We start from the raw sequence: 18,546 nt of genomic DNA, 5'->3' as shown, positions 1-18,546 counted from the left end.
ACGCTAAGGCGTTCACCCCAGCTCGAACACGGTTTCGGTGGTAACAGGTTCACCCTGGTCCGCCGGAAGGACGCTCAGCTTGAGCCGAGCGTGCGAGGCCGAGCCCAAGTTCTTCGCGTCGAGCCAGAACTCGTGCCTTCCCGGCACACCCGCACCCTGCTCGTTGGTCGGCAGCGCGACGATCCTCTTGCCGTCGAGTTCGAGCTCGATCCCGCGGTGCCCGATGGCGTTGACCTCCGCCGTGACGAGGATGCGTCCGGTGCGCGGGAGGGGCTGCGGAGGCTTGGTGCCGTCCTCGTGCATGACGTGCAGCCTGGGGCCGCCGGTCTTGATGCCACCGGGGCGGTCGGTGAGCTTCGGCAACGCGCCGGGGCGGCTCTCGGGCTTGCGGATCACCACGAGCCGGGCGGGGTGGGCAGCGACGATCTTGCCAGGCCTGATCGGGACGTCGGCGACCCTGACCTGGTTGCCGGCCTCGGGCGCGACGATCTTGGCGGCCACCGCGTCCTGCGGCACCTCGGTGTCCGTCAAGATCGGGATGACCTCGGTGGGCACGGCTCGTTCGGGAACGCCACCGACGCCGAACGCGTCGAGGAAGCCGCCGCCGTCGATCCGGACCCTGGGGTGGACCAGCGGTTCCTTGAGAGCCACCGGTTCGTAGGCGACGACCACGCCGTCTCGCAGCGCCAGGACCGCGTCCGGCAGCACCCGCATCTCCCACCGGTGCCGCACACCCGCCACGAGCCCGGTCAGCGGCGCGTCCCCGAGCTGAACCTGCTTGCCGGTGCGGGGCAGATCCGGGTCGGCGACGATCCGCGTGCCCTGGGTCGTGATGTCGAGGCTCACCGCGCCGCGCGGCTGGACGTCGGTCTCGTTGAGGTACTGCCACGGATCCGGCAGCAACGTCAGCCGCACGTGACTCGACTCGACGGCTCCGGCGACGCTGATGATCGCCCGCCCGGTGGCGCCGTCCGTTGCCGGGACGCCGAACCTGATGGGCGTGTTCGACTGGAACGCGGCCATGGGGCAGTCGACGTCGATGCGCTTGCTCGGCCCGAACGGCCTTAAGCCCAAGCACTCCTCGTCGCTCTCGACGCGCCACTTCCGCGGGTCGAGCGCCTCGGGGCCGTCGAACTTGTCGACCTGGCCGACGAGCTGGTCGTCCCACTTGTCGTTGTAGAGGTCCTTCGGGGTTGCGGCGATCTTGAGCGGCTCCGACCGCTTGCCCGTCGCGCTCACTGCTCGAATCTCGACCTGGACCTCGGCGTCGGGGCTCAGTCCGGGGATCTCGACCTCGGGTCCGGGGACGAGCTGCTCGTTGCCGTTCCAGCGCACCTCGTAGGCCGACGCCGAGCCGTTCCACGCGATCTGCAGCGCGTCGGCGTCGAGCGCCTGAGCGCGCGCGTTCGTCGGCTTGCCGGGTTCCTGCTGGTCCACGACCTGGACGACATCGGCGATCTCGCGCTTCAGCGTGTCCGGCGCGTCACCGGTTCTGAGCGCGACCACGGCAGCGATGACGAGCGCGAGTCCACCGAGCCCACCGGCGAGCGTCCGTCGATCCACTCGCAGACCCTACGACGTTTCCGCTTCCGCGGTGCTGCCGTTCAGCCCAACCACGCGTCCGCCGCGCGACCCGAGATTCCGGAGGGCCGCGAGTGCTCCCGGCTTGGTCAGGTCGATGGTGATACGCGTGCGTTGCGGCTGGTTGACCAGGGTGTTGCGGCCTTCGTGACCGGCCTCGATCGTCTTGGCGAGACCACCGGTGGAGGCGAGCGATCCGCGTGCCGCGCCGAGCCTGCCGAGGGCGTCGTCGACGGCCATCAGGAGCGCGTCCCGGTTGCCCTCGCACATCGCGCGGACGAGCTCGGGCCTGCTGCCCGCGACCCGTGTGCCGTCACCGAAGCTGCCCGCCGCCAGCGCCATCGCCAGCGGTCCGCCGTCGGCTCCCGTCGCGGCCAGGATCGCGGCCATGACGTGCGGGAGGTGGCTGATCCGCGCGACGGCCTCGTCGTGCTCCTCCGGCGTGGTCGGCACGACGTGGGCGCCGAGGTCGAGGGCGAGCTGCATGACGTCGTTGAGGTGGTCGTCGGCTTCTTCCGGCGTGACGACCCAGGCCGCGCCCTGGAAGAGGCCTGCCGATCCCGCGTCCCAGCCGCTCTGGCTCGTGCCGGCCATGGGGTGGCCGCCGACGAACTTCGCGTTGGGCGCATACCGGTGGACGGCGTCGTGGACGGGTCCCTTCACGCTGGTCACGTCCGTGAGCCGGGCGCCGGCGGGGATCTTGCGCAGGAGGTCCGGCAGCGCGGGCAACGGCACCGCGAGCACGACCAGCGCCTCGGGGTCGCGGCCGAGGGCTTCGTCCACGCTCGTGATGTCGAAGCCCTCGGCCCGCGCCTTGTCCGCGTCCTCTTTGCTCGCCGTGGCACCCCACACCGTGCGCCCGGCAGCCTTGGCGGCCCGCAGCACGGAGCCGCCGATCAGTCCCAGTCCGATCACGCACACGTCTCGCACGTGCCCATCATTCCGTGCGACGCGTGCTCGGACGAACGGCGCCCGGTCAGGGGCTGCTGGTGAGTCGCCTCAGGACGGAAAGAGCGCCTCGCCAGCTGACTCTGGTCACCACCACCGTGCCCGCGAGCGCGGCGAAGGTGATCAGCAGGGCCGAGTGAGGTTCCTGGCCACGCTCGATCAGCCACCCGGTGAAGCCGAAGGTCATCGCCACCACCAGGGCATGCGCCAGCGTGAACGGTTGTGCCACAGCACATCTCCATGGTCAGAGTGATTGCGCCAGTTCGTCAGCGCGAGATGGCGCATCCTTGCACGAGGAACTGTGCTGTGGCAAAAGCTGTCCTGTTCGACCTCTTTTCCAGAAAATGTTCATGTGGTCGAGTCTGTGCAGGTGCGGGGTGGTGTCCCGGCTGGCGGATCGCCCATTTAGTGACCACGTTTAGTTGGTCAGGTAATTCGCTGAACGCCGACGGCTGTGGACAATTGTTCAGGTTCGCTGTCGTTCGTTTCAGCGCAGTGCGTCCAGCGCGAACGCCGCGTACGTCGCCACCCCGTGCTCCATCGCGGCTTCGTCGAACAGCACCCGGTTCGAGTGGTTGGGCGGGGCGTCGTCGAGGTCGATGCCGCGCGGGCAAGCACCGAGGAACGCCAGCGCGCCCGGCACCCGTTGCAGCACGTAGGAGAAGTCCTCGGCACCCATCAACGGGTCGAGCATCGGCTCGCTCCACGTCGGCCCCATCGCCTGCGCCGCGAGGTCCACGACGTGCTGGCCCACCACGTCGTCGTTCACCGTCACCGGGTAGCCCGGCACGATGCTGACCTCGGCGTGGCACCCGTAGGCGGCGGCCGTGTGCTTGATGACCTGCTTGAGCTCCTTGTGCACGAGCTTGCGGGTGGCCTCCGACAGCGTCCGGATCGTGCCGTCGAGCGTGGCGGTCTCCGGGATGATGTTCGTGGTCGTGCCGGCGTTGATCTGCGCGACCGTCACCACGGCCGGTTCGTGCACGCTCACCCTGCGCCCGACCATCGTCTGCAGCGCCCCGACCATCGCCGCGGCCGCCGGGACCGGGTCGAGCGCGTTGTGCGGCATCGCGCCGTGTCCGCCCTTGCCCTTCACGTGGACGTGGAACGTGTCCGCGGACGCCATGATCGGGCCCGGCCGGCACGTCACCACGCCCGACTTCATGCGGGACGTGATGTGCAGCGCGAACGCCTTCTCCACGCCGTCGTCGAGCAGGCCTTCCTCGATCATGTACCGGGCGCCGTGGTAGCCCTCCTCGCCCGGCTGGAACATGAAGAGCACCTTGCCGCGCAGCGCGTCGCGTCGGTCGGCGAGGAGCCGGGCGGACGACGCGAGCATCGCCACGTGCGTGTCGTGACCGCAGGCGTGCATGTTGCCGTCCACTTCGGACGCGTACGGCAGCCCGGTGTCCTCCTGGAGCGGCAGGCCGTCCATGTCACCGCGCAACAACACCGTCGGCCCCGGCCGGTCGCCCTCGAGCACCGCCACGACCGACGTCGTCGACTCGCCCTTCGTGACCTTGAGCGGCAGCCCCTCCAACGCGTGCAGGATCGCCGCCTGCGTCTTGGGGAGCTGAAGTCCCTGCTCAGGGTGGCGGTGGATCGCCCTGCGCAACGCCACGGTGCGGGGCTGCAGCGAGCGCGCCCCTTCGAGCAGTCCGGCGAGACGGGGGTCCGGCGTGTTTGTGCTCATCTATCGATGGTGCCACCACCTCGGCTACCGGGAAGGTCGTCTGGGCCCTACGGTGTGCACATGACACAGCAGGAGCCGGTCAACGGCTTCGCGGTCGCGGTCGTCCGGGAGGACGGCCGCTGGCGGTGCAGCAGGATGGACAGCTCCGCGCTGTCGGAGCTGGACGCGGCGATCACACAGCTGCGCCAACTACGGTCGACCGGCGCTGTGTTCGGTCTGCTGGCCGTGGACGAGGAGTTCTTCATCATCCTGCGCCCCGTGCCAGGCGGTGTGGCGCTGCTGCTCTCCGACGCGGCCGCCGCCCTCGACTACGACATCGCGGCGGATGTGCTGGACCTCCTGCGCGTCGAACCGCCGGACGAAGAGGACAACGACATCTGGCCAGAGGGCGACCTCGGCGTGCTGTCCGACCTCGGCATGCCGTCGCACGAGCTCCAGATCATCGTCGACGAGGTCGACCTCTACCCGGACGAGCAGCTCCAGATGATCGCCCAGCGCATCGGCTTCATCGACGAGTTCACGAAGCTGCTCGACACGATCCAGGCGTGATCTCCTCAGAGGACATGGTCCGAGCCGCTTTGCGCGCGGCTTCGGACTCCGGCGCGGACGTGCCGATCGGTGCTGTCGTCTTCGCACCGGACGGTTCGGTGCTGTCCGAGGCCTGCAACGCGCGCGAAGCCCTCGGTGATCCGACCGCGCACGCCGAGATCCTGGCTCTGCGCTCAGCCGCGGCGAAGTTCGGCGACGGGTGGCGGCTCGACGGCTGCACTCTCGTGGTGACGTTGGAACCCTGCACGATGTGCGCGGGCGCGTTGGTGCTCGCGCGTGTTTCTCGTCTCGTTTTCGGTGCCTGGGAGCCCAAAACGGGTGCTGTGGGGTCGCTTTGGGACGTCGTGCGCGACCGCCGGCTCAACCATCGGCCGGAGGTGCAGGGCGGCGTGCTGGAGGCAGAGTGCGCTGACCTGCTCGAACGCTTCTTCCGGACCCAGCGTTAACCGGGTGGATCCGGCTGTGTATTGTTCTTATCGGTGGCGTGTCCGAGCGGCCGAAGGAGCACGCCTCGAAAGCGTGTGAGGTGAAAGCCTCCGTGGGTTCAAATCCCACCGCCACCGCTGACGAAGGGCCCCGGAGCGATCCGGGGCCCTTTTCGCGTCTTCAGAACCTCGCGCGACTCAGGAACTCCTTCAGCAGCGCCGAATCCCCGGCCACGTCGAGCCCGTCCGGCCCTCGTCGCCGGTAGAGCGCCAGCACGAGTTCCGCGGCCGGTCCGCGCACGGTCACCGCGCCCGCACCCTCGCCCTGACGAGCCGCCGGCGCGGTCCCGGTCAGATCCACGTGCCACGAGACGTCGACATCGGTCGCCTCGAAGGCCAGCGTGCCTGTTCCGAGCAGCTCGGCGAACTCGGGTCGGCGCAGGTGGACGATCTGCAGCCCCGTGGTCATCCACTCGTACAACCCGTCGGCGGCGACGACAGGATCCACCGAGAACGGCAGCCCGAGCGCCTCGAACGCGTCGTGGCGGTGGACCCACGTCTCGTGCGCCATCCGCCGTGCCCAGAACCGCGGCCCCGGCTGGTCGGGGAACAGCACCGCGATCGGTTCGTCCGGCGACACCGAGCGCATCGCCGTGGCCAGCAGTGACGCCCCCTCGGACAGCCACGGGCCCAGCTCGGCGGCGGTCTCGCCGGCGTACTCGGAGACCGAGTGCGCCTTGCTGAGCGAGCGGTCCGCGGTCGGAATCCGCTCCCTGACCAGTTGCTCGATCCACCTGTGCGCGTATCCGAGGTGGCGCAGCAGCTGGTTCAGCGTCCAGTCCGGTGTCGCGGGCACCGGCACGCTCAGGTCTGCGTCCGCTACCCCGGAAACGAGCAGTTCTGTCTGCGCGACGCCCGCGTCGAGCCGTTGCGCGTAGGTCAGCATCCCCATGATCAGAAACGTACGCTCGCCAGCAGCCGGTCTAGCAGGTCGCGATCACCGAACACCTCAAGGCCGTCGACAGATCGCCGCCGGTAGACGAGGAGCATCAGCTCGGTCACCGGCCCGCGCACCGCCACGGCCGCCTTCTCGTGGCCCTCCCGCAAGGTCGGACGCGGCTCGGTCAGGTCGAGCACCAGCTCGCAGTCGATGTCCGTCGCGTGCAGGTGGACCGTGTTGCCGGGGCCGACCAGCGCCGCGGTCTCGGTCGGCCAGCGGAAGAACGCGAACGGCAGCGCGAACTGCGCCCACTCGGTGAGGCTGTCGGCGGCCAGGTCGAGGTCGAGCTCGAACGGGACGCCCAGCGCGTTGACGGCGTCCCAGCGGTGGATCACGGTCTCCTGCGCCATCCGGCGTGCCCAGAGCTTCGGGCCGGGGTTGCCGTACAACGTGGCGATCATCTCGTCCGAGTCGACGGCCAGCAGCGCGGACGTCAGGGACGTGGCGGTCTCCTCGATCCAGGGACCGACAACGGAGGCCTTCTCGTCCGCGTAGCCCGAGACGTCGACCGCCTTGTTGCGCGTCATGTCGACCTCGGGACGCTTCTCGCGGATCATCTCGTCCGTCCAGCTCAGCGCGAGGCCGACGTGGCGCAGCAGCTGGTTCAGGGTCCAGTCCGGGCACGACGGCACCTGAACGCCCAGGTCAGCGCCATTCAGTGCGGAAACGAGCAGAGAGGCTTGATCGGTGATCTCGGCGCAATGGCGCTCGTAGCTCAACTTCCCCATGTACTAAAAGTAGGGACGCCGACCGGCGCCTGGGAGGGGCCCACCGGTCAGCGTTCCGATTTCGAGCATACACCATGATCGAACACTTGTTCGAGTGATCATTGATAGGCCAACCGGTTAACCGTTAGTAACAACGGCTACCAAACATCACCTGATCGAGGAAGGATGCGTCGGTCCGCCGCATCCCCTGGAGGAAGTTTTGAGACCCACCCTGCCCGGCGTCGGGACAGCGGTGGCGGCGCTCGTGTTCGCCGCCGTGCCCGCAGTCGCCGCACCCAGCCCCGACGCGCTGATCTCCGAGGTCTACGGAGGTGGCGGCAACTCCGGCGCCACGCTCAAGCAGGACTTCGTCGAGCTCGCGAACAAGGGCGCCGCTCCGATCTCCCTGGACGGCTACAGCGTCCAGTACATCTCGGCCACGCCCGGCGCGAGCACGCAGTGGGGCGTGACCCCGCTGACCGGTTCGATCGCGCCCGGCAAGACGTTCCTCGTCGCCGAGGCCAAGGGCACCGGCGGCACCGTCGAGCTGCCCACCCCGGACGCCACCGGCACGATCGCCATGAGCGCGACCGGCGGCACCATCGCGCTGGTCAACGGCACGGCCGCGCTCACCTGCAAGACGGCCGCCGACTGCGCCGCCGACGCGCGGATCAAGGACCTCGTCGGCTACGGCACGGCGGTCGTCCGCGAAGGCACCGCGACCAACGCCCTGAGCAACACCACCTCGGCGTTCCGCAACGTCGACCTCGGCGACACCGACGACAACTCGGTCGACTTCAAGGTCGGCGACCCGAGCCCGACCAACTCCAAGGGCGAGACCCCGGGCGGCGGCAACCCGGATCCCGACCCGGACCCCACCCCCGGCGACAAGCGCATCCACGACATCCAGGGTGTCGCGCGCATCTCGCCGTTGCTCGGCCAGAAGGTCACCAACGTCCCCGGCGTCGTCACCGGCACCCGCGCCACGGGTGACCGCGGCTTCTGGATCCAGGACACGGTCAGCCCCGACGCGGACCCGCGCACCAGCGAGGGCGTCTTCGTCTACACGGCCGGCACCGCGCCGACCGTGGCCGTCGGCGACAACGTGCTGGTCAGCGGCACGATCGCGGAGTACCGGCCGGGCGGTGAGACGGGCTCCAACCAGACGCTCACCGAGATCACCCAGGCCACCACGATCACGGTGTCGAAGGGCAACCCCGTCCCGGCGCCGGTCGTCGTGAAGAACATCCCTGGCGGCTACCTGCCCGCGCCGGGCGGCAGCATCGAGCAGCTCCCGCTCGAGCCGGAGAAGTACGGCCTCGACTACTTCGAGTCGCTCGAGGGCACGCTGGTGCAGGTCAACGACGCCCGCGTCGTCGGCCCGAGCAACGCGTTCGGCGAGGTCTGGGTCACCACGAACCCGGACCAGAACAAGAACGAGCGCGGCGGCACCACCTACACCGCCTACGACCAGGCCAACAGCGGCCGCCTGAAGATCAAGACCACGGGCGGGCTGACCGCGTCCAACGTCGGTGACGTGTTCACCGGCGCGACCGTCGGTGCCATCGAGTACACGAACTTCGGCGGCTACACCCTGGCCGCGTTGTCGTTGGGCCAGCACGTCTCCTCGAACCTGCAGCGCGAGATCACCGCGCAGCAGAAGGAGAGCGAGCTGTCGGTCGCGACCTACAACGTCGAGAACCTCGACCCGTCCGACCCGCAGGAGAAGTTCGACCGGCTCGCCGACGGCGTGACGACGAACCTCCGCAGCCCGGATGTCGTTGTGCTGGAAGAGATCCAGGACAACAACGGCGCGGTGAACGATGGCACCGTCGCGGCGGACCAGACGCTGCAGAAGTTCTCCGACGCGATCTTCGCCAAGGGCGGCCCGCGCTACCAGTGGCGCCAGATCGACCCGGAGAACCTGAAGGACGGCGGCGAGCCCGGCGGCAACATCCGCGTCGGCTTCTTCTTCAACCCGCAGCGGGTGTCCTTCGTGGACCGTCCTGGCGGCGACTTCAAGACGCCGGTCTCGGTCGTGAAGAAGAACGGCCGCGCGGCGCTGTCCGTGTCACCGGGCCGCATCGACCCGCTGAACGACGCGTGGGCGAACAGCCGCAAGCCGCTCGCCGGTGAGTTCAAGTTCCGCGGCCGCACGGTCTTCGTGGTCGCGAACCACTTCAACTCCAAGGGCGGCGACGAGGCCATCCACGGCCGCAACCAGCCGCCGAACCGGTCGTCCGAGGTGCAGCGCGCCAAGCAGGCCGCCGCGCTGAAGGCGTTCACGGAGCAGCTCCGCGCGATCGACAAGGGCGCCAACGTGGTGTTGGCGGGCGACCTGAACGACTACCAGTTCTCGCCCGCGGTGAAGGCCCTGACCGGTGACGGCAACCTCAAGGCGCTGATCGACACGCTGCCCGTCAACGAGCGGTACAGCTACGTCTTCGAGGGCAACTCGCAGACGCTGGACCACCTCGTGATGAGCAAGAACATCACCCGGTTCAGCTACGACGTGGTGCACATCAACGCCGAGTTCGCCGACCAGGCGAGCGACCACGACCCGCAGATCGTCCGCGCCCGCCCGTCCACGGGTGACGCGAACGTCGACAAGATCGTGTTCGCCCTCGAGGACATCCTCGACTGCCTGAAGAAGTAACCGCTGCCCGGTGCCGCCGCGTCACTCACCCGAAGCGGCGGCACCGGCCGCGGCGTGCACACCGGCCTGGATCGCGTCCACCGCACGGCGAACGGCATCGCCAGCCCAGCTGCCCCGCGCGATCTCCTTGGCCCGTCGCTTGATCTCGCGCTTGTCGCCCTCGAACACCTTGTGCACGGCGTCCACCGCGTACAGCAACGTGATCAGCGACCCGGTGCGCGCATCCGCACCCCGATAGCCGTGCACGACGTCGCCGACGGCCTTCCGCAGCTTTTCGGCCCTGTGCTCGTCGACGATCGGATAGCTCTTCGCCGGGAAGATCCCGAGCACCTTCCGCGGCTCCACGCGAACGGCCCCGCGGTCCTGCAGCTGCCTGATCACGTTGTGCCACAAGCGCTTCCGCACGCGCTCGACCGCGGACTGCGGCGGCATCGGCTTGGTGAGCCGCCCGAGCGCCTCGTGCAGCACCGGGTCGTTCAACGGCGTCGGATCGACCACCGTGAGCTTCTTGCCGTTGGGCGTGAAAGAGACGCGCTCCGCCTCCGCCAGCTCGATCAGCACGGCTCCGGCGAGCGCGTTCTCGATCGACGTGGAACTGACGCGCAGTCTGCCGTTCCGCGGGTCGATGAACAGCAGCATCAGGTCTTCGGGCAGCATGAAGTCACGGTAGGTGCCGCGCTTACCGCAGGAATCCAACTTTCGTCTCGGCCAGCACGACTTCCGCCGCGACCGCGTCGTGCACCGCGACCACCGCGGGGGAATGGCCGTCGGCGATCACCTTCGCGCGAGCGGCCAGCTCGTGCCGCTCGCCGCCGAACACCTTGTGCACCCGCTTCACCGCGTGCAGCAGTGAGATGAGCGCCCCGCTGCGCGCGTCCGGAGGCCGATGCCCGAACAGCACGCTGCCCACCGCCGTGCGGACGTCGTTCACCGCCGCGTGGTCCCCGATCACGAAGCCGCCGAAGACTTGGTTCCGCGCAGTCAGCACACCACGGGCCTGCAGACCGGTCATCACGTTGTCCCGCACGTGGTTCCGGATCCGCTGAACCCCGCGTCGCGGTGACAGCGGAGGCCTGAGCCTCGCCACCGCCTCCTCGAACGGGTGCGGTGGCGGCGTCGCGTCGGCAACCGAGAGCTGCCCGCTGTACGCGAGTCGTCCGGTGTGCACCAGCTCGATCAGCATCGCCCCGGCGAGCACGTTCTCCACGACGACTCGGTCGGCCACCGCGTGCCCGGTCTGCTGGTCGACGAACAGCAGCAACGCGTCCTCGGGCAACACCTCAGTTCGACGCGACCGACGTCGCCGCCACCGTGGTGGCCACCATCATCATGATGATCGCGGCCTGCACCGCCTCCATCGACTTCTTGACGGCCGTCCCCGCCCAGTCCCCGGCAGCGATCTGCTCGGCCCGCGCGTTCATCGCGCGCTTGTCGCCGTCGAACACCTTGTGCAGGGCCTTCACCGCGTACAGCAACGAGATCAGCGCCCCGGACCGCTCGTCCGGCTCCCGGTTGCCCAGCACGACGTTGCCCACGAGGTCGCGGAGCTCGCTGACCGCCTCGACGTCGTTGATCACGTAGCTCTTGGTGGGGAAGATGCCGAGCATCTTGGTCTTCTCCAGCGTGAGCACCCCGCGCCCCCGAAGCTGCTCCATCACGTTCTCCCGCACGTGATGGCGCAGCTTCTCCACGGCCTGCTGCGGCTTCATCGGCTTGGTCAGCCGGGTCAGCGACTCCTGCAGGAACTCGTTGGGCAACGGCGTGGGGTCCACGACCGAGAGCTTCTTGCCGTCCTCCTCGAACGCCACCTGTCCCGACTTGACGAGCTCGACCAGCACGGCGCCGGCGAGGGCGTTGTGGATCGAGGTCGTGTCCATGAGCACACGGCCGTCGGTCTCGTCGAGGAAGAGCAGCATCAGGTCTTCAGGCAGCATGAACCCACGTTAACGCCTGCTCACGCCATCCACCTGCCAACCGCGTAATACGCGGTGAACAGGCCGAAGAACGCCAGCGTCACCACGAGCAGCAGCTGCTGCCAACGGGCCTTTTTGGACAGCACGGCGTACGCCACGGCGACCGGGAAGGTGCCGCCCAGGTGCCGTCCGATCGAGGCCAGCGGCTCTTCGGGGCCGGTGGGGACCGAGATCGTCATCGCGAAGATCGCGAAGCCGAACAGCACGTACTCCAGCGGGAGCTTGCGCCACGTCAGGCCGAGCGCGACCAGCGGGAGGAAGAGGAAGAGCAGCTCCCACAGCGAGTCGGTGCTGTTGAACTTGCTCGCCGTCTCGGTCGCGCTGGGGGACAGGATCACGTTCTCGAACGCCTGGTAGATCGGCTGCCACGGCCACTGCGAGGTCCGGCCCCAGAAGTTCGTCTGCCAGCGGCTGAACGCGAACGGGTCGTCGTACTTGATCCACAGGAACGCGATGTAGCTCAGCAGCCCGAGCGGGACCATCGCGGCCGATCCGACGATCTTGAGCTTGGCGGCGAGCTGGTCACGGGTGAACAGGCCGCCCCAGCCGAAGCGCTGCACGAGCACGACCGCGAACACGATCATGACGAGGATGCCGTTCGGCTTGGTCAGCGTCAGCGCCGCGCCGGCCAACCCGGCGAACAGCCACTGTTCCTTGCGCACGAACAGGAACACGGCGATCGTCAGCGGGATGAACAGGGCCTCGCCGTACCCGGCGGCGAAGGTGACCGTGAACGGGTTGAACGCGAGGAAGAACACCGCCCAGCGCGCGGTCTGGTCGTCGAAGCGCTCGGCGACGAGCCGGTACAGCAGCCAGAAGGTGACGAGCGCCAGCAGGTTCGCCAGCACGAGACCGACGTAGAAGGCGTGGTAGTAGGTCTGGCCGAACGGGATGGACACCCACCCGACGAGCTTCGGCCAGAGCGGGAAGAACGCGACCGCTTCGGGATAGCCGGTGCGCTGGCCGTTCGGCAGGTAGTCGATCGGCATCTTCGGGTCCCAGTACCCGTGTGCCGCGACCTGCAGGTAGTAACCGAGGTCGAAGCGGATCCACTTCTTCCCGCAGTCGAGCACCTGGTCGAAGCACTGGAACCCGCCAGGACCCGGCTCGCTGACCGACACGACGGTCAGTCCGAACAGGGCGACGCGGCTCAGCAGGAAGATCCACAACGCCTCCCGCCAAGCCACCCGTCTGGGCGGTCTGGTGCTGATCTGAGGCAGCAGGTCGGGATTCTGGACGTCGTCGACCGCGGTTCTGACACTCACCTTGCTCGAGCCCCCACTCGTTTCGTGCCTGTGATCACCGGGCGGCCTTGCTGACGACAGCGGCCCGGCACCTTGACGGTGCCGGGCCACATGATCAGCGGAGGATACGGGATTTGAACCCGTGAGGGGGTGAACCCAACACGATTTCCAGTCGTGCGCACTAGGCCGCTATGCGAATCCTCCGTCGAGAACCTTACCGGACGGGTGTTCCGCGACCCAAAACGGGTGCCCACTGTCCAGCTGAGACGGATCTGCATGGATTGCGAATACACCCACAGCAAGCCGCTGACCAGGCTTTTGGTCATGGCGAAAACGAAGAGCCGCCTCGGCTCCGCGATCACAGCTCTCGTCCTCGCTGTGGTCTCCACCACCGCGCTGGCCGCTCCCGCCCACGCCGGCGAGGCGCTCTACAAGACGGACGACGCGTACATCACCGGCACGGCCAAGCGGACCGCCGTCCCGCTCGCTCGCCGTCAACCGCTCCAGTCCGAACCGGCGGATCGCGTCCAGCATCCGATAGCGGCCTGCAGAGTCCTTCTCCAGCAACGACTTCTCGCGCAGCTCGGCCAGCACTGTCCACACCGGACCGCCGCACAGGACGTCGGCCAGGTTGTCGTCGAAGCCGCCGCGTGCCGCCGCAACGGGATCGAACGGGTTGACGACGTGCACCACCTCGCCCTCGACCCGCAGCGCCTCGCGGCTCGTCGCGACCACGCGCACCGCCGGGAACCGGGCCGGCAGGGCCGCGCAGCCCGTCAGCACGTGCTCGCAGGTGTCGAGGGCCAGCACCGGCTTGTCCACGTGGAGCCGCTCCACCTGTGCGTCGTGGGTGAACGCGGACAGGCCGACCCACCGCACGTCGTGCCCGCGCAGGAGTTCCACTGCGGGCTGGGTCTTGCCGACTCCTGGTGGTCCGACGAGCGTGATCAGTAACGCCGCCTTCTGCAGCTCCGCGTCCTGTGAGTTCGTTGTGGCGTCGCTGTGGCGTCGAAAAAATCTTGGAAGGTCGTGTCGATCTGGCGGTGGCCCGCTCGTCGTGATCCCGTAAGACCGGACCGAGGAGGGCATTCGTGAAGTACATGCTGTTGATCTACGCGGCCTCTGACCAGCAGGCGACCTGCACGGTCGAGGACTGGATCGCCTACGAGAAGGAGATGAAGGACGCGGGCGTGCTCGTCTCCGGGCACTCGCTCGCCGACCTGGTCACCGCGACCACCGTCCAGGTCGGGCAGGACGGCAAGCGCTCGGTCACCGACGGCCCGTTCGCGGAGACGCGCGAGGTGCTGGGCGGCTACGACATCATCGACGTGCCCGATCTCGACGCGGCACTCGAATGGGCGGCGAAGTGTCCCGGATCGCGTGACGGCGGCGCTGTCGTCGTGAGGCCGATCGCCGAGTTCGACTTCTGAGTTCGCGATGAACGTCGAGCAGGTGTTCCGGGAGGAGCGCGGCAGGCTGCTCGCCACCCTGGTCAAGCGCTTCGGCGACCTCGACCTGGCCGAGGAGGTCACCTCCGACGCGATCGAGGCGGCGCTGCGGCACTGGCCGGTGGACGGGGTGCCTGATCGGCCCGGCGCGTGGTTGCTCACGACCGCGCGCCGCAAGGCCGTCGACCGCCTGCGCCGCGACCAGGCCTACGCGGCGCGGCTGGCGTTGCTGCAGGTCGAGGTCTCGCGGGCCGATGCTCCGGTGACAGGGTCGTTGCCGGACGAGCGGCTGGAGTTGTTCTTCACGTGCGCGCACCCGGCGTTGCCCGCGGAGGACCGCGGCGCGCTGATCCTGCGCTGCCTGGCCGGGTTCACGACGCCGGAGGTCGCGCGGGCCTACCTGGTGCCGGTGGCGGCGATGCAGCAGCGGATCGTGCGGGCGAAGAAGAAGATCCGGGAGGCGCGGATCCCGTTCCGCGTGCCGGATCCCGACGAGCTCCCGGAACGCCTGCCCGGCGTGCTGCAGGCCGTGTACTCGATCTTCACCGAGGGGTACGCGGCTCAGCGCGCCGATCTGGCCGACGAGGCGATCCGCCTGGCGCGGATCCTGGGCGGCCTGATCTCCGACCGCGAGGTGACGGGGCTGCTGGCGTTGATGCTGCTGGTTCACGCCCGTCGTGATGCCCGTGAGGAGCTGCTGGAGGACCAGGACCGCGCGCTCTGGGACAGCGACATGATCGCGGAGGGCTGCGCGTTGGCGGAGGTCGCGCTGACCGGTGGTTACGGCCCGTACGGCGTGCAGGCGGCCATCAACGCGGTGCACGCCGAGGCCGCGGACTTCGCCCGTACCGACTGGCGGCAGATCGTCGCCCTCTACGACGTGCTCCTGAAGCTGACGCCGTCGCCGGTGATCGCGCTGAACCGCGCCGCCGCCGTGGCCATGCGCGACGGAGCTGCCGCAGGGCTCGCGTTGCTGGACGAGCTGGCGGACGAACCGAAGCTCCGCGACTACCACCCGTACCGCGCGGCCCGTGCCGACCTGCTGCACCGCCTGGGCCGTCGTGCCGAAGCCGCCGAGGCCTACCGCGAGGCCATCGCACTGGCCGGCACCTCATCCGAACAGGACTTCCTGCGCCGCAGGCTCACCGCCGTCGAGGAGCAATCATGATCATGAAGTGGCTGGAGGCCGAACGCCTGAGCGTCGCGGACCTCCTCGAGGATCTGACCGACGCCGAGTGGCAGCGCGAGACCCTCTGCACCGGCTGGACCATGCAGGAGATGGCCGCGCACCTCACGACCTCTACCCGCACGGGCTGGGGTGACGTGCTGGTCGGCGCCTTCCGCGCACGGTTCGACTGGAACCGGATGGAGGACCTGAAGGCGCGCTCGCTCGCCGCGAGGTTCACCCGGTCGGAGTTGATCGCCCAGATCCGCTCGTCCGCGGCCTCCCCGAAGCGCGCGCCGATGGCGTCCCCGATCGACCCGCTGGTCGACTTCCTGGTCCACGGCCAGGACATCGCCCGCCCTCTCGGCCGCGCCCGTGAGATGCCGCTCGAACCGGCCCAGGCGGCGCTGGATCATGTGATGAAGAGCCCGTTCTGGGGCGCTCGCAAGCGTTTCCCCGACGGCGTTCTGCCTGCTCTTCCTGCCCCTGACCTGCTGATGCTGGCAACGGGCCGCGTGTTGTCCCCACCTGTGGACAACACTGTGGGCAACTCGAACACACGTTCGATCTAGACCCTTCGCTACACTTGCGTCGGACCTCGTGCGGCACACATCTCGCGAACCTCCCCAGGGCCGGAAGGCAGCAAGGATAAGCGGGCTCTGGTGGGTGCACGGGGTCCCCTTTTTGTGTCGGTGGTCCCCGGTACTGTCTGCGGCGTGGCGCTCGCTCTGTATCGCAAGTACCGTCCGGCCACGTTCTCCGAGGTCGTAGGCCAGGAGCACGTGACCGATCCGCTGCGAGTCGCGCTGGCGGCGGGCAGGGTGAACCACGCGTACCTGTTCAGCGGCCCGCGAGGCTGCGGCAAGACCTCGTCGGCCAGAATCCTGGCCCGCTCCCTCAACTGCGTGCAGGGCCCGACGCCCGACCCGTGCGGCGAGTGCAACAGCTGCATCGGCCTGGCCCCCAACGGCACCGGCAGCGTCGACGTAGTGGAACTCGACGCGGCCTCCCACGGCGGCGTGGAAGACGCCCGCGAGCTCCGCGACAAGGCCTTCTACGCGCCGGCCGAGTCCAAGTACCGCGTCTTCATCATCGACGAGGCCCACATGGTCACCACGCAGGGCTTCAACGCCCTGCTGAAGATCGTCGAAGAGCCGCCGGACCACCTGATCTTCATCTTCGCCACCACGGAGCCGGACAAGGTCCTCCCGACCATCCGCTCCCGCACGCACCACTACCCGTTCCGCCTGATCCCGCCCGGCGTGATGCGCGGCCTCCTGGAACGCAACTGCGCCGCGGAAGGCGTAGCCGTGGAACCAGCGGTCTTCCCCCTGGTGATCCGAGCAGGCGGCGGCTCGGCCCGCGACACCCAGTCGGTCATGGACCAGCTCCTCTCCGGCGCGGGCCAGGACGGCGTCAAGTACGAGCAGGCCATGACCCTCCTGGGCGTGACCGACTCGGCCCTGATCAACGACGTGGTCGACGGCCTGGCAGCAGGCGACGGCGCAGCGGTCTTCGGCACCATCGACCGCCTGGTGGAAGCAGGCCACGACCCCCGCCGCTTCGCCTCCGACCTCCTCGACCGCCTCCGCGACCTGGTCCTGCTCTGCGCAGTCCCGGACGCCGCCGACCGCAACCTGGTCAGCGCCCCGGAAGACGAGCTGGCCACCATGTCGGCCCAAGCCCAACGCCTGGGCCCGGCCGCCCTGACCCGCTACGCCGAAATCGTCCACACGGGCCTGGTCGAAATGCGCGGCGCCACAGCCCCGCGCCTGCTCCTGGAACTCCTCGTCTCCCGCATGCTCCTCCCGTCGGTGAGCCAGTCGGAAGCCGCACTGCTCCAACGCCTGGAACAACTGGAACGCCGCCCCCCAGCCGCCATCGCCGCGGGCGACCCGGCAGCGGCCGCCCCACCAGCAGGCGCCCCGGTCTTCACCCGCAAGTCCCAGCAACCAGCCGAGCCCGCCCAACCGGAGGCAGCCCGCCAGGCCCCGGCAGCAGCCCAGCCACCGGCCGCAACGCAGGCCCCGGCAGCATCCCAACCGCCAGCCGCAGCGCAGGTGCCCAGCACGACCCAGCCGTCCGCCGCACCGCAGGTGCCAGGCTCGGCCCAGCCATCAGCCGCGACGCAGTCGTCGGCCCCAACACAAGCTCCGACCGCAGCCCAACCGCCTGCCGCAACCCAGGTCCCCCCTGCCCAGCCACCAGCCGCGACGCAGTCGTCGGCCCCGGCTCAGCCCGCAGCCCCCTCAGCGGAGCAGTCCGCCCAGGCCGCCCCAGCGGCCGAAGGCACCCTGGACGCGGCAGCGGTCCGCAGGATCTGGTCCGAACTCCTCGCGGCAGTCCGAGCCTCCAGCCGCAGCACCGAGGCGATGCTGACCAACGCCATGGTCAGCGAGGTGGACGGCAACGTGGTCACCATCGCCCACACCTCAGCCCCTCTGGCCCGCCGCCTGGCTGAACCCCGCAACACCGAGGCAATCGCCAACGCTCTCACCACCGTCCTCGGTGGCACCTGGCAAGTCCGCTGCGTCCACGGCACCCCAAGCGCAGCCCCCCAAGCCACCCAACCCCCCAAAGCAGCCCGCCCGGCCCCAACCCGCCCAAGCCAGGCGCAGCAACAGCCTCCACGCCAACCAGAACCCCAACGCCAGCCCACACCCCCGTCGCGCCCACCAGCAGACGACGTCCCGCCGCCCCCAGAACCGCCGGAGCCGGACGACCCGCTACCGCCGGAACCGGACGACGAAGAAGCAATGCTGGCCGAAGCGGCCCGCCCAGTGGACCCGGACTCAGTGAGCAAGGAGCAGGACCCAGAAGCGGTAATGCTCAAGCTCCTGGCCGACGAACTAGGCGCCCGCCCCCTGAAAAAGGCCTAACCCAGCACCACAGCCCACCCGCCAGAAGACCCCGACGGTGACCACCGCCGGGGTCTTCGCACGTAGGCAGCCCTCGCACGCCGAAGGCGGCCCCAAGCCCGAGGCCGAAGGCGAGGCGACCCGATGGCGAAGCCGAGGCGCTTTGGCGAAGGCGAAGCCGAGCTGCAGTTAGCAAACACTCTGAGGTGGGGTGGGTCCCGTCACGAGTCGTGGCTGATCGTTGGCCGCGCCAGGTCAGGGGTGTCAACTCGACACGCTTTTCGTCGAGTTGACACCCC

At 69.0% G+C, this 18,546-nt stretch carries 18 protein-coding genes, 2 tRNA genes and 1 other RNA gene; 10 read left to right on the top strand and 11 right to left on the bottom strand.

Annotated elements, in window-relative coordinates; translation table 11 throughout:
• Window positions 1-12 precede the first annotated feature (12 nt).
• The 4 genes from AB0M24_RS45100 to AB0M24_RS45085 all read right to left on the bottom strand — a co-directional run bounded on the left by AB0M24_RS45100 (window position 13) and on the right by AB0M24_RS45085 (window position 4,222).
• The gene (locus AB0M24_RS45100; RefSeq protein ID WP_363780879.1) at window positions 13-1,563 is read right to left on the bottom strand and encodes a hypothetical protein; all 1,551 of its coding nucleotides are present in this window, start codon (window positions 1,561-1,563) and stop codon (window positions 13-15) included.
• A gap of 9 nt (window positions 1,564-1,572) precedes the next feature.
• Entirely contained in the window at window positions 1,573-2,511 is a 939-nt protein-coding gene (locus AB0M24_RS45095; RefSeq protein WP_363780877.1) for a prephenate dehydrogenase, read from the bottom strand.
• Between the two features lie 46 nt (window positions 2,512-2,557).
• Window positions 2,558-2,758, bottom strand: coding sequence for a hypothetical protein (locus AB0M24_RS45090; protein WP_363780875.1), 201 nt, complete (start codon window positions 2,756-2,758; stop codon window positions 2,558-2,560).
• A gap of 258 nt (window positions 2,759-3,016) precedes the next feature.
• Complete coding sequence (locus AB0M24_RS45085) at window positions 3,017-4,222, bottom strand: M20 family metallopeptidase (RefSeq protein WP_363780873.1); 1,206 nt, start codon at window positions 4,220-4,222, stop codon at window positions 3,017-3,019.
• Window positions 4,223-4,282: 60 nt separating this feature from the next.
• Here AB0M24_RS45085 and AB0M24_RS45080 point away from each other — a divergent pair, with 60 nt between their 5' ends.
• From AB0M24_RS45080 to AB0M24_RS45070, 3 genes are all read left to right on the top strand, one after another.
• Window positions 4,283-4,771: a tRNA adenosine deaminase-associated protein gene (locus AB0M24_RS45080; RefSeq protein WP_363780871.1), complete on the top strand. Its 489-nt coding sequence runs from the start codon at window positions 4,283-4,285 to the stop codon at window positions 4,769-4,771.
• Between the two features lie 14 nt (window positions 4,772-4,785).
• Window positions 4,786-5,217, top strand: coding sequence for a nucleoside deaminase (locus AB0M24_RS45075; RefSeq protein WP_363780942.1), 432 nt, complete (start codon window positions 4,786-4,788; stop codon window positions 5,215-5,217).
• A gap of 32 nt (window positions 5,218-5,249) precedes the next feature.
• Window positions 5,250-5,334 (top strand) — tRNA-Ser (locus AB0M24_RS45070).
• Window positions 5,335-5,377: 43 nt separating this feature from the next.
• Here the strand turns inward: AB0M24_RS45070 and AB0M24_RS45065 are convergent.
• Both AB0M24_RS45065 and AB0M24_RS45060 read right to left on the bottom strand, forming a co-directional pair.
• Window positions 5,378-6,148, bottom strand: coding sequence for a maleylpyruvate isomerase family mycothiol-dependent enzyme (locus AB0M24_RS45065; RefSeq protein WP_363780869.1), 771 nt, complete (start codon window positions 6,146-6,148; stop codon window positions 5,378-5,380).
• Window positions 6,149-6,150: 2 nt separating this feature from the next.
• Window positions 6,151-6,924: a maleylpyruvate isomerase family mycothiol-dependent enzyme gene (locus tag AB0M24_RS45060; protein ID WP_363780867.1), complete on the bottom strand. Its 774-nt coding sequence runs from the start codon at window positions 6,922-6,924 to the stop codon at window positions 6,151-6,153.
• 199 nt (window positions 6,925-7,123) lie between these two features.
• Between AB0M24_RS45060 and AB0M24_RS45055 the strand changes: the two genes are divergently transcribed.
• Window positions 7,124-9,559, top strand: a complete 2,436-nt coding sequence (locus AB0M24_RS45055) for an endonuclease/exonuclease/phosphatase family protein (RefSeq protein ID WP_363780865.1) — start codon at window positions 7,124-7,126, stop codon at window positions 9,557-9,559.
• A 21-nt stretch (window positions 9,560-9,580) separates the two neighbouring features.
• Here the strand turns inward: AB0M24_RS45055 and AB0M24_RS45050 are convergent, their stop codons facing one another.
• The 5 genes from AB0M24_RS45050 to AB0M24_RS45030 all read right to left on the bottom strand — a co-directional run bounded on the left by AB0M24_RS45050 (window position 9,581) and on the right by AB0M24_RS45030 (window position 12,980).
• Complete coding sequence (locus tag AB0M24_RS45050; protein ID WP_363780863.1) at window positions 9,581-10,216, bottom strand: GPP34 family phosphoprotein; 636 nt, start codon at window positions 10,214-10,216, stop codon at window positions 9,581-9,583.
• A gap of 22 nt (window positions 10,217-10,238) precedes the next feature.
• Window positions 10,239-10,838: a GPP34 family phosphoprotein gene (locus AB0M24_RS45045; protein ID WP_363780861.1), complete on the bottom strand. Its 600-nt coding sequence runs from the start codon at window positions 10,836-10,838 to the stop codon at window positions 10,239-10,241.
• A gap of 1 nt (window position 10,839) precedes the next feature.
• Window positions 10,840-11,493: a GPP34 family phosphoprotein gene (locus tag AB0M24_RS45040; RefSeq protein ID WP_363780859.1), complete on the bottom strand. Its 654-nt coding sequence runs from the start codon at window positions 11,491-11,493 to the stop codon at window positions 10,840-10,842.
• 20 nt (window positions 11,494-11,513) lie between these two features.
• Entirely contained in the window at window positions 11,514-12,797 is a 1,284-nt protein-coding gene (locus AB0M24_RS45035) for a glycosyltransferase family 39 protein (protein ID WP_363780857.1), read from the bottom strand.
• Window positions 12,798-12,895: 98 nt separating this feature from the next.
• A tRNA-Ser gene (locus AB0M24_RS45030) sits at window positions 12,896-12,980 on the bottom strand.
• Between the two features lie 120 nt (window positions 12,981-13,100).
• Here AB0M24_RS45030 and AB0M24_RS45025 point away from each other — a divergent pair.
• The 6 genes from AB0M24_RS45025 to AB0M24_RS45000 all read left to right on the top strand — a co-directional run bounded on the left by AB0M24_RS45025 (window position 13,101) and on the right by AB0M24_RS45000 (window position 18,268).
• Entirely contained in the window at window positions 13,101-13,730 is a 630-nt protein-coding gene (locus AB0M24_RS45025; protein WP_363780855.1) for a hypothetical protein, read from the top strand.
• 137 nt (window positions 13,731-13,867) lie between these two features.
• Window positions 13,868-14,206, top strand: a complete 339-nt coding sequence (locus tag AB0M24_RS45020; protein WP_363780853.1) for a YciI family protein — start codon at window positions 13,868-13,870, stop codon at window positions 14,204-14,206.
• A gap of 7 nt (window positions 14,207-14,213) precedes the next feature.
• Window positions 14,214-15,392, top strand: coding sequence for a DUF6596 domain-containing protein (locus tag AB0M24_RS45015; protein WP_363780851.1), 1,179 nt, complete (start codon window positions 14,214-14,216; stop codon window positions 15,390-15,392).
• Window positions 15,389-15,961: a maleylpyruvate isomerase family mycothiol-dependent enzyme gene (locus AB0M24_RS45010; protein ID WP_363780849.1), complete on the top strand. Its 573-nt coding sequence runs from the start codon at window positions 15,389-15,391 to the stop codon at window positions 15,959-15,961. The genes AB0M24_RS45015 and AB0M24_RS45010 overlap by 4 nt, the downstream gene beginning before the upstream one ends.
• A 17-nt stretch (window positions 15,962-15,978) precedes the next feature.
• An RNA gene (gene ffs, locus AB0M24_RS45005) (signal recognition particle sRNA small type) lies at window positions 15,979-16,075 on the top strand.
• Between the two features lie 30 nt (window positions 16,076-16,105).
• The gene (locus AB0M24_RS45000) at window positions 16,106-18,268 is read left to right on the top strand and encodes a DNA polymerase III subunit gamma and tau (protein ID WP_363780847.1); all 2,163 of its coding nucleotides are present in this window, start codon (window positions 16,106-16,108) and stop codon (window positions 18,266-18,268) included.
• Window positions 18,269-18,546: the final 278 nt, after the last annotated feature.

This window comes from Lentzea sp. NPDC051838 (assembly GCF_040681245.1).
In the GTDB taxonomy this organism is placed as follows: Bacteria; Actinomycetota; Actinomycetes; order Mycobacteriales; family Pseudonocardiaceae; genus Lentzea.
Note: the sequence above shows the minus strand (reverse complement) of the source record. Positions and strands in the feature narration are given on the sequence as shown.